General features: G+C 65.4%; 11 protein-coding genes and 1 pseudogene. 8 read left to right on the top strand and 4 right to left on the bottom strand.

Annotated features, from left to right (window positions below; translation table 11 throughout):
* Positions 1-71: 71 nt before the first annotated feature.
* Positions 72-2,213 carry an acetate--CoA ligase family protein gene (locus ACQR10_RS29685; protein WP_316218508.1) on the top strand — a complete coding sequence of 714 codons (2,142 nt, stop codon included), beginning with the start codon at positions 72-74 and terminating at the stop codon, positions 2,211-2,213.
* Positions 2,214-2,339: 126 nt separating this feature from the next.
* On the top strand, positions 2,340-3,173 hold the full coding sequence (locus ACQR10_RS29680; protein WP_316218507.1) for an IclR family transcriptional regulator: 834 nt from the start codon (positions 2,340-2,342) through the stop codon (positions 3,171-3,173).
* Positions 3,174-3,293: 120 nt separating this feature from the next.
* Here ACQR10_RS29680 and ACQR10_RS29675 read toward each other — a convergent pair whose 3' ends face one another.
* Positions 3,294-3,779 carry a hypothetical protein gene (locus ACQR10_RS29675; RefSeq protein ID WP_316182750.1) on the bottom strand — a complete coding sequence of 162 codons (486 nt, stop codon included), beginning with the start codon at positions 3,777-3,779 and terminating at the stop codon, positions 3,294-3,296.
* 425 nt (positions 3,780-4,204) lie between these two features.
* Here ACQR10_RS29675 and ACQR10_RS29670 point away from each other — a divergent pair, with 425 nt between their 5' ends.
* The 4 genes from ACQR10_RS29670 to argC all read left to right on the top strand — a co-directional run bounded on the left by ACQR10_RS29670 (position 4,205) and on the right by argC (position 10,097).
* The gene (locus ACQR10_RS29670; RefSeq protein WP_434912173.1) at positions 4,205-6,007 is read left to right on the top strand and encodes an adenine deaminase; all 1,803 of its coding nucleotides are present in this window, start codon (positions 4,205-4,207) and stop codon (positions 6,005-6,007) included.
* Positions 6,008-6,175: 168 nt separating this feature from the next.
* Positions 6,176-7,963 (top strand): glyoxylate carboligase, encoded by a 1,788-nt coding sequence (gcl, locus tag ACQR10_RS29665; RefSeq protein WP_434912172.1) that lies wholly within the window; start codon positions 6,176-6,178, stop codon positions 7,961-7,963.
* A gap of 32 nt (positions 7,964-7,995) precedes the next feature.
* Positions 7,996-8,787, top strand: coding sequence for a hydroxypyruvate isomerase (gene hyi, locus ACQR10_RS29660; protein ID WP_434912171.1), 792 nt, complete (start codon positions 7,996-7,998; stop codon positions 8,785-8,787).
* 335 nt (positions 8,788-9,122) lie between these two features.
* Complete coding sequence (gene argC / locus ACQR10_RS29655; RefSeq protein ID WP_434912170.1) at positions 9,123-10,097, top strand: N-acetyl-gamma-glutamyl-phosphate reductase; 975 nt, start codon at positions 9,123-9,125, stop codon at positions 10,095-10,097.
* 213 nt (positions 10,098-10,310) lie between these two features.
* Here the strand turns inward: argC and ACQR10_RS29650 are convergent, their stop codons facing one another.
* A complete protein-coding gene (locus tag ACQR10_RS29650; RefSeq protein ID WP_434912169.1) occupies positions 10,311-10,568 on the bottom strand; it encodes a hypothetical protein in 258 nt (85 codons plus the stop codon).
* 100 nt (positions 10,569-10,668) lie between these two features.
* Here ACQR10_RS29650 and arr point away from each other — a divergent pair, with 100 nt between their 5' ends.
* Positions 10,669-11,082 (top strand): NAD(+)--rifampin ADP-ribosyltransferase, encoded by a 414-nt coding sequence (arr, locus tag ACQR10_RS29645; protein ID WP_434912168.1) that lies wholly within the window; start codon positions 10,669-10,671, stop codon positions 11,080-11,082.
* A 134-nt stretch (positions 11,083-11,216) separates the two neighbouring features.
* Here the strand turns inward: arr and ACQR10_RS29640 are convergent.
* Positions 11,217-11,489: pseudogene (locus tag ACQR10_RS29640) on the bottom strand (alpha/beta fold hydrolase); the annotation flags it as partial.
* A 156-nt stretch (positions 11,490-11,645) separates the two neighbouring features.
* Between ACQR10_RS29640 and ACQR10_RS29635 the strand changes: the two are divergent.
* Entirely contained in the window at positions 11,646-12,569 is a 924-nt protein-coding gene (locus tag ACQR10_RS29635) for a LysR substrate-binding domain-containing protein (protein ID WP_434912167.1), read from the top strand.
* A gap of 197 nt (positions 12,570-12,766) precedes the next feature.
* Here ACQR10_RS29635 and ACQR10_RS29630 read toward each other — a convergent pair whose 3' ends face one another.
* Complete coding sequence (locus tag ACQR10_RS29630) at positions 12,767-14,185, bottom strand: TRAP transporter substrate-binding protein (protein ID WP_434912166.1); 1,419 nt, start codon at positions 14,183-14,185, stop codon at positions 12,767-12,769.
* Between the last annotated feature and the right edge of the window lie 88 nt (positions 14,186-14,273).

Raw genomic sequence — 14,273 nt, 5'->3', positions numbered from 1 at the left:
GCGCTTGACAAAGTTTGCTTCTGGCATACCAAATGCCATAAACGACGAGCAATCCCCAGGAGGAAGCCCCGATGTCTGACGCCATCCCGAATGCCAAGGCTACGATCCGAGACGTTCTCGATCGTGTGAAGGCGGATAAACGCACCAGCCTGACCGCGCCCGAAGGCAAGATCGTCTGCGATGCCTACGGCATTCCGGTGCCGAAGGAGGGATTGGCGAAGTCAGCCGCCGAGGCGGCCAAGCTCGCGGGAGATATGGGTTTTCCGGTCGTCATGAAAATCGTCTCGCCGGACATTCTGCACAAGACGGAAGCCGGTGGCGTCATCGTCGGCGTCAAGACCGCTGACGACGCGCAGAAGGCGTATGAGACCATTCTCGCGAATGCGAAGAAGTACAAGGCCGACGCCAAGATCGAAGGCATCCAGGTCCAGCAGATGCTGACCGGCGGTACCGAGGTGATCGTCGGTTCGATCACCGACGGCTCGTTCGGCAAGCTGGTGGCCTTCGGCCTGGGCGGCGTGCTGGTCGAAGTTCTCAAGGATGTGACATTCCGTCTCGCCCCCGCGACCAAGGAGGATGCGCTGTCGATGCTCGACGGCATCCAGGCCCATGAGATGCTCAAGGGCGTGCGCGGCGGCGATCCAGTCAGCCGCGAGGCGCTGTCGGACGTCATCGTCAAGGTGTCGCAGCTGGTCAGCGATTTCCCTGAGATCGTCGAGCTCGACCTCAACCCGGTGTTCGCCACCAAGACCGGCGCCATCGCCGCCGACGTCCGGATCGTCGTCGATTTCGACTACAAGCCCCGTCCGGCGCCGCGCTCGAACGAGGAAATCGTCACCGCGATGAACCGCATCATGAAGCCTTCCGCGGTCGCCGTGATCGGTGCCTCCGCCGAGGACGGCAAGATCGGCAACTCCGTGATGAAGAACCTGATCAACGGCGGCTACAAGGGCGAGATCTATCCGATCCACCCGAAGGCCTCCGAGATCCTCGGCTACAAGGCCTACAAGAGCGTCAAGGACGTGCCCGGCGTGATCGACACCGCGGTGTTCGCGATCCCCGCGAAGTTCGTGGCCGCGGCGCTGACCGAGTGCGGCGAGAAGAAGATTCCGGGCGCGGTGCTGATCCCGTCGGGCTTCGCCGAAGCCGGCGCGCCGGAGCTGCAGGCCGAGATCGTCGAGGTCGGCAACAAGTACAACATCCGCCTGATGGGCCCGAACATCTACGGCTTCTACTACACGCCGGCCAATCTTTGCGCGACCTTCTGCACCGCCTATGACGTCAAGGGCCACGCCGCGCTGTCGTCGCAGTCGGGCGGCATCGGCATGGCGATCATCGGCTTCTCGCGCTCGGCCAAGATGGGCGTGTCGGCGATCGTCGGCCTCGGCAACAAGTCGGACATCGACGAGGACGATCTGCTCGCCTTCTTCGAGCAGGATCCGAACACGAACCTGATCGCGCAGCACTGCGAGGACCTCAAGGACGGCCGCGCCTTCGCCGAAGCCGCCAAGCGCGTCTCCAAGAAGAAGCCGGTCATCGTGCTCAAGGCCGGCCGCACCTCGGCCGGCGCCAAGGCCGCCTCGTCGCATACCGGCGCGCTCGCCGGCAACGACAAGATCTATGAGGACGTGCTGAAGCAGTCCGGCGTGATCCGCGCCCGCTCGCTGCGCCAGCTGCTCGAGTTCGCCCGCGGCGTGCCGGTGCTGCCGACGCCGAAGGGTGAGAACGTCGTCATCATCACCGGTGCGGGAGGCTCGGGCGTGCTGCTGTCCGACTCCGTCGTCGACAATGGCATGTCGCTGATGGCCATGCCGGCCGACCTCGATGCCGCCTTCCGCAAGTTCATCCCGCCGTTCGGTGCCGCCGGCAATCCGGTCGACATCACCGGCGGCGAGCCGCCGATCACCTATGTGAACACGGTCAAGCTCGGCCTGTCGGACGACCGCATCCACGCGCTGATCCTCGGCTACTGGCACACGATCGTGACGCCGCCGATGGTGTTCGCGCGCAACATGGTCGAGGTGAAGAAGGAGATGGAGGCCAAGGGCTTCGTCAAGCCGATCGTCGCCTCGCTCGCCGGCGACGTCGAGGTCGAGGAAGCCGCCGAATATCTCTACCAGAACGGCATCCCGGCCTACGCCTATTCGACCGAGCTGCCGGTCGAGGTGCTCGGCGCCAAGTACAAGTGGGCGCGCGGCGCGGGCCTGCTCTAAGTCATAGTGATGCGAATGCCGCTCCGGCGTCTCGCCGGGGCGGCACTTTCTTTGCTAGCGTGACCAAGCAAGATCCGTCCGTCCTGCAACGACGCCGCCTGTAATGGCCGCGCAGAGAGGCGCCACGTGATCCGTCGCAAGACGATCGAGCCACGCGCGGATGCTGCGGCCGAGCCCCGCGACGGCGGCGTGCAATCCGTCGGCCGTGCCCTGCAGATCCTGGAAATTCTCGCCGAGGACGACGAAGGCTATCGCCTCAGTGATCTCGCCGTGCGGGCCGGGCTATCCACGTCGACCGTTCATCGCCTGCTGACGACCCTGGAGAAGCGCCGCTTCGTCCAGTTCGACCGCATGGAATCGAAATGGCACGTTGGCGCGCAGAGCTTTGCGGTCGGCGCGACCTTCACCCGCCGGCGCAATTTCGTCGCGCTCGCCATTCCCTATCTGCGGCGCTTGCGTGATCAGTCGCGCGAAACCGCCAATCTCGCCGTCGTCGATGATGAATCGCTGATGGTGCTGCTGCGGCTCGACAGCCGCGAGATCATGCGCTCGCTGACCAAGGTCGGCGGCCGCCTCGCCATGGTCGCCTCCGGCATGGGCAAGGCGGTGCTTGCGACCTATTCCGACGAGGATGTGAACGGCATCATTCACCGCCAGGGCATGCCGCGCCTGACCGAGAAATCCATCATCCGCGCCAGCGACCTGTTCCGCGAGTTGGAGACCATCCGCCGCCAGGGCTACGCCGTCGACGACGAGGAAGCCCGCCTCGGCCTGCGCTGCATCGCCGCCGTCGTTCACGATTCCTGCCGCGAGCCGCTGGCGGCGATTTCGGTGTCCGGCCTGGCGAGCCGGCTGACCGAGGAGCGGGTGCCTGTGGTCGGGGGCATGGTGCGGGATATTGCGGCGGAGCTGACGGTGGCGCTGGGCGGTCCCAAGCCAGCGGCTGACCTTGCGGAGTGATGCAGCAACAGCGGCAGATGCGTGCGAGATCGGCGCAGCAGCCGACAAGGGGAAACCAGCCGCTGTGGCGGGATGGCCGGTCCACGCATCGCGATGTGGTCCGAGCGAGACTGAGTCAGGTCAGTCGGTGAAATCGATGGTGAAGCGGATCGGGCTGATGGGCTTGGTCACGAAATGGATCGTCTTGCCGGCCAACGCCGCCAGCGAGCCCGATGCGAATTTGATGATGCCTGTTCCGGAGGTCTCGTTGCCCACCGGCTTGCCGTCCCGCATCACCGGCGATGCGGTCCCTTCGGTCGCCTGCGTCACCGCGCGCCCGCCGGGGATGCGGTGGACGCCGCCGCCGATCAAGAACGTTCCTTTGGCACCATCCCACTCGACCGTGTTCGAGGCCGTATACACAGCGCCCTTCAGCACGCCGTCGGTGCCGAGGCAGGAATATTCGACCGTCAGGAGGTTGTGATCGGGTCGATCGCCGACCGGCTCGGGAAAGGGGAAGCCGACCACCGTGCATTCGTAATGCGCGATCATGCCGGCGCGCGCTGCGGACCCTGTGGCGCTCGCGGCGAGAATGGAACAGGCCAGGATCAAGATGGTGTTGCGCATGGACGCCTCCTCGGCAGGCGCTCGTCCGAGCGGTCGCCGAACGCGCTCTGGTCTCGACAAAATAACACTAGAATCCAAAGTGTGGTTTTGATCTCTATCAACCGGAAGAAGAACGCTGCAGGTCAGTCCTTGTCATCGTCCTGCGCCTGCGGGCGACCGAGCTTGCATGGGCATCAGCAGGCGGAGAGCTTTCGCGCAGTCCGATTGCCCGAGCACGCCTCGTCATCAGACCTGCCGCAGGCGGTCGCTGCGACGGATGGCTGCAAAGCGACCGTGGCGCCGCGCTGCCGCTGAAGCGGGAGATCGGCAGCCAGCTTCGCTGCCCAAGCCGTAGTCAGCTGCGCCGACCTATTTGGGCTTGCCGTCTTGCGCATCGCGCGCAACGATCGTGGCGGATCCCCCGAACACGTCCAGCGAGTTGTGCCATGACCAAACTCACCCGCTTCTCTGTCGCCCCCCTGCACAGCATGACGCGGCGGCTGGCCGACGTCGCCTCGGGCCGGGTCGCGCCCGATCTCGTGATCACAGGCGCGCGGGTGCTGTCGACCTATTCGGAGCGCATTCTCCCCAACCGCGAGCTCTGGATCACCGGCGGACGCGTCGCGGCGGTGAAGCCGGCGGGTGCGCACAAGTCACTTCCCAGCGGCTTTGCGGTCTACGACGCCGCCGGCGGCATCATCGCGCCGGGGCTGGTCGATCCGCACATCCACATCGAATCCTCGATGGTGACGGCTTGCGCCTATGCCGAGGCGGCGCTGCTCAACGGCACCACGACGATCTTCTGCGACAGCCACGAGATCGGCAATGTGATGGATGTCGCCGGCGTCGAGGCGATGCTGGAGGATGCGCGGCAGGCGCCGCTGTCGATCTTCCTCACCGTGCCCTCGACGGTGCCGGCCACGTCGGCCGCGTTGGAAACCGCCGGCGGCGATCTCACGCCGGACAAGATCGCCGGCCTGTTCGACCGCTGGCCGGAGGCGGTGGCGCTCGGCGAGAAGATGGATTTCGTGCCGGTCTGCATGGGCGACGAGCGCAGCCACGCCATCCTTGCAGCGGCTTTGCAGCGCGGGCGGCCGGTGTCGGGCCATGTCTATGGCCGCGAGTTCGTCGCGGCCTATGCCGCGAGCGGCGTCACCGATACCCATGAGGCGATCGACCGCGACATCGCCGACGATCTGCTCGATGCCGGCGTCTGGATTTTTTTGCGCGGTGGGCCACCGACCACGCCGTGGCACAGCCTGCCGCAGGCGATCCGCACCATCACCGAGCTCGGCGCGTCGCACAAGCGCACCGCCGTCTGCACCGACGACCGCGATGCCGACGATCTCATGCTGTTCGGCCTGGACTGGGTGGTGCGCGAGGCGGTCAAGGCGGGGATGTCGCCGGAGCAGGCCTGGTCGATGGGCTCGCTGCACGGCGCGACGCGCTTTGCCGTGGACGGCGAGATCGGCGGCCTCGGCGGCGGCCGCCGCGCCGACCTCGTGCTGCTCGACGACGGCCTGAAGCCGCAATCGACCTGGTATGGCGGCGAGCTCGTCGTCGACAAGGGCAAGATCACCGCGCGGCTCGATCAGGCGCTGTCGCAGCGCTATCAATATCCGAAGGCGGCCTATGCGACCGTGAAGCTGCCGGCGCAGATGACGCTGACGCCGCAGCTTCCCACCAAGGCCTGCACCGTCAACGCGATCAAGACGGCGCTGCCGGGCATCACGTTGATCCACGACAAGGTCGCGATCGAGCCGGCCAACGATTGGGAGACGCTGTTCGCGCGCCATGGTCTCTGCTTCGTCGCCGTGATCGAGCGCCACGGCAAGTCGGCGGGGAACGTCGCGCATGGCCTGTTGAAGGACTTTGGCCTGAAGCGCGGCGCCGTCGCCTCCAGCGTCGGCCATGACAGCCACAATATCATCGTCGCCGGCACCAACGAGGCGGACATGCAGGCCGCGGTCGCCGCGATCGGCCAGCACCAGGGCGGCGTCTGCGTGGTCGCCGACGGCGAGGTGAGGGCGATGGTTCCCTTGCCGATCGCGGGACTCTTGTCGGACAAGCGCGTCACCGAGGTCGCCGAGGAGGTAAAGCTGTTGAAGAAAGAGTGGGCGGAAGCCGGCTGCACCATTCCCTACATGGGCTTCAATTTGATTCCTCTATCGGTCATTCCGGAAATTCGCATCACCGACAAGGGCCTCGTGCTCGTGCCGCAGATGGAACTAGCGCCGCTGTTCGAATAACTACTCGCGTCTCATCCTGTTAGGACATGTCAGTGTCGTTCTGTCCTAACTAATTGAGGCCGCCGGTGTTTTGCCGAGCGTGCCGCATCGTGGGAAAAATCGACGACTGAATTGAGATCGCAGCCCGCAGCAGCGAAGCTCGCGCATCAAACAAGCGGGAGGCGCGAGATGGCGAAGATGCGGGCGATCGATGCTGCGGTGCGGATCTTGGAGAAGGAGGGCGTCACCTGCGCCTTCGGCGTTCCCGGGGCGGCGATCAATCCGCTGTATTCCGCGCTGCAACGCCGCGGCTCGATCCGCCACATTCTCGCCCGTCACGTCGAGGGCGCCTCGCACATGGCCGAGGGCTACACCCGCGCCAGGGCCGGCAATATCGGCGTGTGCATCGGCACCTCGGGGCCGGCCGGCACCGACATGATCACCGGGCTGTATTCGGCGATCGCGGATTCGATTCCGATCCTCTGCATCACCGGCCAGGCGCCGCGCGCCAGGCTCTACAAGGAGGATTTCCAGGCTGTCGACATCGAGCAGATCGCCAAGCCCGTGACGAAATGGGCGGTGACGGTGCGCGAGCCTGGCCTCGTGCCGCGCGTGTTCAGCCAGGCCTTCCACATCATGCGCTCGGGCCGGCCCGGACCGGTGCTGATCGACCTGCCGCTCGACGTGCAGCTCGCCGAGATCGAGTTCGACGACGAGACCTATACGCCGCTGCCGGTCTACAAGCCCGCGGCGAGCCGCAAGCAGATCGAGAAGGCGCTGGAGATGCTCAATGCGGCCGAGCGCCCGCTGATCGTCGCTGGCGGCGGCGTCATCAACGCCGACGCCAGCGATCTCCTCGTCACCTTCGCCGAGACCGTCAACGTGCCGGTCGTGCCGACCCTGATGGGGTGGGGCGCCATTCCCGACGATCATGTGCTGATGGCCGGCATGGTCGGCCTGCAGACCAGCCATCGCTACGGCAATGCCAATTTCCTGGAGTCCGATTTCGTGCTCGGCATCGGCAACCGCTGGGCCAACCGCCATACGGGATCGCTCGAGACCTACACCAAGGGCCGCAGCTTCGTGCATGTCGACATCGAGCCGACCCAGATCGGCCGCGTCTTCAATCCCGACCTCGGCATCGTCTCCGATGCCAAGGCCGCGCTGGAGATGTTCATCACGGTCGCACGCGAGTGGCGAAAGGCCGGCAAATTGCGCGAGCGGCAGGCGTGGCCGGCCGCATGTCAGGACCGCAAGCGTACGATGCTCCGGCGCAGCGATTTCGACCAGGTGCCAATCAAGCCGCAGCGCGTCTATCACGAGATGAACAAGGCGTTCGGCCGCGACACCTGCTATGTCAGCGTCATCGGCCTGTCGCAGATCGGCGGCGCGCAGTTCCTCAGCGTCAACCATCCGCGCCACTGGATCAATGCCGGGCAGGCGGGCCCGCTCGGCTGGACCCTGCCGGCCGCGCTCGGCGTCCGCGCTGCCGATCCCAAGCGCGAGATCGTCGCGCTGTCGGGCGACTACGACTTCCAGTTCCTGATCGAGGAGCTCGCGGTCGGCGCCCAGTTCAATTTGCCCTACATCCACGTCGTCGTGAACAACGCCTATCTCGGCCTGATCCGCCAGGCGCAGCGCGGCTTCTCGATGGACTACCAGGTGCAGCTGTCGTTCGAGAACATCAACGCGCCGGAGGTCGGCGGCTACGGCGTCGATCATGTCGCGGTCGCGCAAGGGCTCGGCTGCAAGGCGATCCGCGTCACCGATCCGCGCGACGCCCAGGCGGCGTTCGCGACCGCGCGCGAATGGATGGCGGAGTACCAGGTGCCCGTCGTGGTCGAGTTCGTGCTCGAGCGCGTCACCAACATCGCGATGGGTACCGAGATCGACAATGTCGTGGAGTTCGAGGAGGTGCTCGATCTTCCGGTGGACGAGACGCCGGCGGAGCCGGCCCGCACCTTGCAGCCGGCCTGACCGCAGCCATCGCTCCTATCGAGGATCACGCCATGCCGCGCTTTGCCGCCAACCTCACGATGCTGTTCAACGAGCTGCCGTTCATGGAGCGCTTCGCCGCCGCCAAGGCCGCCGGCTTCAGCGGCGTCGAATATCTGTTCCCCTACGAGTTCGACAAGGCCGAGCTGCGCGAGCAGCTCGCGCGCCACGGCCTGACCCAGGTGCTGCACAATCTGCCCGCCGGCAACTGGGCGGCCGGCGAGCGCGGCATCGCGATCTTGCCCGATCGTGTCGACGATTTCCGCGACGGCGTGCGCCGCGCGATCGAGTATGCGCGGGCGCTCGACTGCCGTCAGCTCAACTGCCTCGTCGGCATCGCGCCCGACGATGCCGATCCGCGCGAGCTCAACCAGGTGCTGGTGCGCAATTTGCGCTTTGCCGCGATAGCGCTGAAGGCGCAGGGCATCAAGCTGCTGATCGAGCCCATCAACACGCCCGACATCCCCGGCTTCTTCCTCAACCGCACGGCCCAGGCGCTGCAGCTGATCTCAGATGTCGAGTCCGACAATCTGTTCGTGCAGTACGACATCTACCACATGCAGATCATGGAAGGTGATCTCGCCCGCACCATGCAGAAGCATCTCGCCCGCATCGCCCACATCCAGCTCGCCGACAACCCTGGCCGCCACGAGCCCGGCACCGGCGAGATCAACTACCCCTTCCTGTTCCGCCACCTCGACGCCATCGGCTATTCCGGCTGGATCGGCTGCGAGTACAAGCCGCTGACGACGACCGCGGACGGGCTGGGGTGGATGACGGACCGGGCGATCGTTCCGGCCGACTGAGCGTCGCCTGGTGCGCATTGTTCGTAAGCGATTTCCGACAGCGATGCGCCGCTATGTCCCAAGAGCAGCGAACGCCGGCCCCGGAGCACAATGCGCTCCCCGTTCTTCACGGGGAGAGGGTTGAGGTGAGGGGCTGCCGCACGGGAGGTGCGGGCATGTTGGGGCGGTGACCATGCACAGGCGGCCAGTCGTCCGTTTCGCCGCGCCGCGCTTGCTGCTCACGTCGCCGCCGTCTCGGAGTGTGCTTGACAGGCCCTGCGACCTACGCAATTTGCTGTCGCTCATGCAACGCGCGCTCGCGGCGCCAGCCGCCGCGGCAGCACGAGGACACCACGATGACCATTCGCGTCGGCATTGTCGGCATCTCCGGTTTTGGCGGCGGCGAGGCGATGCGCCTGATCGCGGGCCACCCCTCGTTCGAACTGGTCTACGCCGCGGGCGAGGGCAGCGCCGGCAGCCGGCTGGTCGACCGCTTTCCGGGCGTGCCGGCGCGGCTGGCCGGGCTGGTGATCGAGAAGTGGGATCCGGCCACGCTGCCGAAGCTCGACGTGCTGTTCGCCTCGCTGCCCACGGGCACCTCGGCCGAGGCGCTGGCGCGCGTGCCGAAGGAGGTGAAGATCGTCGACATCGGCGGCGACCACCGCTACGTCGAGGGCTGGTCGTATGGCCTCGCCGACGTCTGGCCGGCCGATATCGAGGGGCGGACCCGCGTCGCCAATCCCGGCTGCTTCCCCGCAGCGACCTTGACCGCGCTGGCGCCCCTGCTGGCCGACAAATTGATCGAGCCCGGCAACATCGTGATCGACGCCAAGACCGGCATCTCCGGCGCCGGCCGGGGCGGCGGCTCCGGTTTCGGCTACGCCGAGAGCAACGAGAACCTGGTGCCCTACGGTCTGCTGAAGCACGTCCACATGCCGGAGATCGAACGGACGATCGCCCGGCTGAGCGGCGGCAGCGCCGCCGGCCTGGTGTTCACGCCGCATCTGGTGCCGATGACCCGCGGCATCCTCGCCACCATCTACTGCCGCGGCCGCGCCACCACGGAGCAGTGCCTGGACGCGGCCCGGCGCTTCTATGCCAACAGGGCCTTCGTCCGTGTGACTGACAAACCGCCGCAGACCAAATGGGCGACCGGCTCGAACCTCGCTTTCGTCAGTTATGCGGCCGATCCCGAGCGCAATCTGGTGATCGCGATGGGCGTGGTCGACAATCTCGGCAAGGGCGCGGCCGGTCAGGCCGTGCAGAACGCGAACCTGCTCTGCGGCCTGCCGGAGACCGCAGGCCTGGACGGCGTCCCTGTCTGGCCGTGAGGTTTTTTGCGGGTTTCGTCGCGCAATCCAACCGCAAGTCGCTGCAGGCGCGAGCACCGTGATCTGCGCGCTTCGTTTACCGGAGCCCGCTGCCGACGACATCGGCTGCTCCGGTCGTTCGCCGATATCGCGGACGTCGCGTGGATCTCTGATCGAGCCGACATGGCGAGCTTGATACGAGTCAAAGACCGCGGCGTCAGCGAGGGGACAGCCTCATTCCAACGCTTTAAGTGCCACTCCGGCGCCAGCCGCCACGAGAATCGACGCTAGAAATAGAGGGAAGTACAAACTCTTCCACGCCGCGAAGGCAGACATTGGATTGAAGATTGAGTACCCGGATCCAAGCATTCGCTTCATCATGCGCCAGTCGGCCCACATCGCCGTGAAGAAGGCGGCCAGAAAGACGACGATCAGCGAGCCCCTGGCAATTGTGATGACGATCGGAGACATTTCCTGATTGTACTCGGCCATTCGATGAAAGCAAATATCTGTTCAGGTCAAAAGCCCAGGCGCTCTGGTTTGGCTCCCGCTGTCATGCTTCGCGAAAGCGTAGTCTCTTCCGAGGTCACTGATGTCGTCTGTCGCGACCGTGTTTGCGCAATCGTTCTTCCGCGGCACACGCGCCGATCTGCGGCCGGGCGATCTCGTCGCTGTCGGCCATCCCTCCAATTTCACCGAGGCGGAGCCGCTGTCCTGGGTCTACTTCGCAGCCACGCTGGACGCGGCGATCTGGGGAGCCGAGCTGGCCGCCGGCAGCGGACGTGAGCGGATCTATGTCGTGGAGCCCACGGGACCGATCGTCGACGACCCGAACCTGACGGACAAGAAGTACCCGGGCAATCCGACAAAGTCCTATCGATCCCGCGCGCCGCTGCGGGTCGTTGCCGAGGTCGTCGATTGGCAGGGGCACGCACCGGATGTGCTGACCAAGATGAAGGAGGGCGTTGCGCGGGCGATGGCAGAGGGTCCGGGCATCATCGATTGACTGGCGGCTGGTGTGCGCCGGATCGCGTGCCGGGGCCGCGCGGTCCTTGCCCGGAGACCAGCGGAAGGGAGATGCGCTCCGGCCAACGGCATCTCCCTTCGCGAGTGAGATGAACCTCAGTTCGGCCGACGGTCTCAAACGGCAGCGGAAGCCTTGCGAATGGCCTCGATGACGAGGTCGGGCTGCGACAGCATGGCGACATGGCTGCTGTCGGCCTCGATCACGGTCGCCTTCATGCGCTTGGAAAGAAACCGCTGCAGATCGGGGTGCACGGTCTGGTCGTTCTTGGCGAGAATGTACCAGCTCGGCTTCGATCTCCAGGCGACCGCGTCGAGATCTTGCTGCTCGAGCAGGTCGGCGGCCGGCGGATAGTGGGTTGCCCAGACCAGCTTCTGCTCCTGCTCGGCCCAAAGGCCATGACAGAAGACGATGCTGGGCTTCGGCGTCGACAATGTTTCTTGTCCCATTTTGGGTTGCAGACGGCGCGACGGTAGATCTCATCTTTTGCCGATGACCAAGACCTTGTAAGCTTCGAGCTATGCTCGGAAGATATACGAGGGGGCATGGAGCTCAGGCATCTGCGCTATTTCGTTGCCGTCGCTGAAGAAGGCAGCCTGCTGACCGCTGCCCAGCGGCGACTGAACACCTCGCAGCCATCGCTCAGCCGGCAGATCCGCGATCTCGAATCCGAAGTCGGCGTTCCGCTGTTGGAGCGCCAGGCCCGCGGCGTGACGCTGACCTCCGCCGGACGCGTGTTTCTCGATCACGCGCGATTGGCGCTGCTTCAGGTCGAGGCGGCGACCGAGGGGGCCCGGCAGACGGCTCGCCCGCAAAAGCCTCTCCTCTCGATGGGATTCCTCGTTGGGCTGGAGGTCATGTGGCTGCCGCAACTCTTGCGCATCCTGCGCGAGGAAGCCCCGGACGTCGACGTCACGCTCAGCACGCAATCCTCGCCGGAGCTCGCGCTTGCATTGATGCGGGGGAAGCTGGACATCGCCTTTCTCCGTCCCGAGAAAGACAACGAGGGTGTCGTCTTCAAAGTGCTGGCGAAGGAGCCGTTGATCGCGGTGCTGCCCGCCGATCATCGTCTGGCCTCGCGCAAGAAGATTCGGCCGCAGGATCTCGCCCGCGAAATCTATGTCAGTTCGGCGCGAACCTCCCCCGTGTTGCAGGAGGTCATCCAGGACTATGCCTCCAGGGTCGGCATCACCCTGGAGGCAAAGTACGCAGGCGAGAACATATCGTCCGCCATGTCGCTGGTGGCATCGACCGGCGGCATCAGCCTCGTTCCGCTCTATGCGCAGAACATGCTCGCCCCCAACGTCGTCGCGCGGGCGCTCGAGGGCGGCACCCCGACGGTCGATTTGGCCCTGGGATACAATCGGTCAAACCAGTCGCCCTTGCTCCGCCGGCTCTTGTCGCGCGCCGACGAGCTGGTCGCAAACGTTCAGAACCAGAGCATCATTCGCTATGTTGAAGCCGAATAGCGGGGACGATGGACGGCCGTGCAGGTCAAAAGCAGCCTTCGGGCAGGCGCCTGCTGCCTCGGCTTCGGCCTGACCTTGGGACTATCCCGCCGAGCATATCAAGGCGGGAGGCTCGCATTCTGATGGCTATCAGATCGGGCGTCCAATGGGGCTGGAACTTGCAGCGCTTCGCCGCAACCCAAGGCGCCGATGAGGCGTCATTGGCCGGGCGCGCCTATCGAAGAGAGCCGAGGGTTACCCACCGTTCGTGGTTGATCGGTGGGATCGCCGTGCAGCGTCGTTCGCCTTTCGGCAATGGCATGATTGAACAATTCAACGACGAGACCGAATGCCGCCAAGTCCTCCGGTTCGATGGCGCCATCATCATAGCCCTTGAGGGTCTCGGCGATGATCCCGTCGACCTCCCGCTGCCAGGTCAGCAGATCGTTTTCCGACGCGGCATTGCGCACTTCCGAGACCGCCGCAAGAATGCGGTTGCGGCCGCTGGTGTCGTCCTCCAGTTCATCCCGGTTCAGATAGCGGCGCAGCCATTCGGCGGCCGAACCGATGCCGGACAGAACGAGCAAGGCGAACCAGAAGTAGTCGCTGTACTTGTCCAGAAAGGTTCGCTCAGTGCCGTTGATCACCGCCGCGGCGCCGCGATGCACCGATGGTTCGGTCTCCTTCTCGGTATCGGGCTTCATGATGTGCGAAGCGCCGGCGAGACCTTGCGTGATCGTGTCGCGGACCGCGAAGAGTTGCCGGTAGAAGGCCGCCGCCTTGGCTTCGGAGAGCCCCTTCTTGGCCAGGATCAGGTGATTGACGCTGATCGTGTCGACCTTGTCCTCCGGCCAGGCCGGTTTCGCGTTGAAGACGCTGGCTGGAATTTCCTCGGCCTCGTAGCGCGGATGCTTCAGGGCAATGGCCTCCGATGCTTCGATCGGAAGAAACGTGGGCGCTCCGCGTGCCCGGGAGGTCGCGGTGATCGCGTCCACCGTGATCTTGCTGTCGAGCGGACCGACGGCGAGATACGCATCGAGGGTGGGGTCTTGCGCAAGCTTCTCGATCTCGTCTGTGCCGAATTGGGCGGTGGCAACCTTGTCGGGTGGCACGCCGGATCCCTCCAGAATGGCCTGGAGCACGGCCACGTTTGCTCCGGTCCTTCCGATGATGCCGACCTTGTGACCCGCCAGATGGGCGATATCGGCGATCTTGCCGCCGGCCTTATGCTTGGATTCGCTGCCGCGTCGCCCGGAGGGCGACCACAGCACGACATAGTTCTTGCGCAGGACGGCCAGTGTTTGCGCATCGGGCGGCATGCCGAGGTCACCGCGGCCGACCGCCAGATCGGTCTTGTCGGCGGCCAGCAGCGCCAGTGACTCCGCCGCTCCGCCGGTCGTGATCGGGGAGAGCCGGACGGTCCTGCTTTCCTCACCGAAGGCGTCGGCCATCGCCTGGACCACCTTATGGTCGTCGCTCGCCGCCGGTCCGACGGCGATCCGGAGTGTCTCGGGCTGCAAGACGTAGAACAGGCCGGCTGCAGCGGCGCCAAAAGCGACAAATCCCAGGGCCAGCACGATCAGCAACCGTCGTTGACGGCGATCGTGAGCGCTCCTGACCACATCGGACGATGACATCAGCGGGACCCTCTGAAAAACGCGCTTTGGCTTTAAACGCGCTGGAACTTGGGCGAACCGGTGTCCGTCCGGAATGTTCCGTCGCAAC

The organism is Bradyrhizobium sp. HKCCYLRH2060, assembly GCF_051168135.1.
Lineage (GTDB): Bacteria > Pseudomonadota > Alphaproteobacteria > Rhizobiales > Xanthobacteraceae > Bradyrhizobium.
Note: the sequence above shows the minus strand (reverse complement) of the source record. Positions and strands in the feature narration are given on the sequence as shown.

Coding starts and splice junctions, on each gene's coding strand:
- hyi (WP_434912171.1), top strand. CDS start 7,996: ATGCCGCGCTTTGCCGCCAACCTCACGATGCTGTTCAACGAGCTGCCG.
- arr (WP_434912168.1), top strand. CDS start 10,669: ATGTCGTCTGTCGCGACCGTGTTTGCGCAATCGTTCTTCCGCGGCACA.
- ACQR10_RS29670 (WP_434912173.1), top strand. CDS start 4,205: ATGACCAAACTCACCCGCTTCTCTGTCGCCCCCCTGCACAGCATGACG.
- ACQR10_RS29630 (WP_434912166.1), bottom strand. CDS start 14,185: ATGTCATCGTCCGATGTGGTCAGGAGCGCTCACGATCGCCGTCAACGA.
- argC (WP_434912170.1), top strand. CDS start 9,123: ATGACCATTCGCGTCGGCATTGTCGGCATCTCCGGTTTTGGCGGCGGC.
- ACQR10_RS29675 (WP_316182750.1), bottom strand. CDS start 3,779: ATGCGCAACACCATCTTGATCCTGGCCTGTTCCATTCTCGCCGCGAGC.
- ACQR10_RS29685 (WP_316218508.1), top strand. CDS start 72: ATGTCTGACGCCATCCCGAATGCCAAGGCTACGATCCGAGACGTTCTC.
- ACQR10_RS29635 (WP_434912167.1), top strand. CDS start 11,646: ATGGAGCTCAGGCATCTGCGCTATTTCGTTGCCGTCGCTGAAGAAGGC.
- gcl (WP_434912172.1), top strand. CDS start 6,176: ATGGCGAAGATGCGGGCGATCGATGCTGCGGTGCGGATCTTGGAGAAG.
- ACQR10_RS29650 (WP_434912169.1), bottom strand. CDS start 10,568: ATGGCCGAGTACAATCAGGAAATGTCTCCGATCGTCATCACAATTGCC.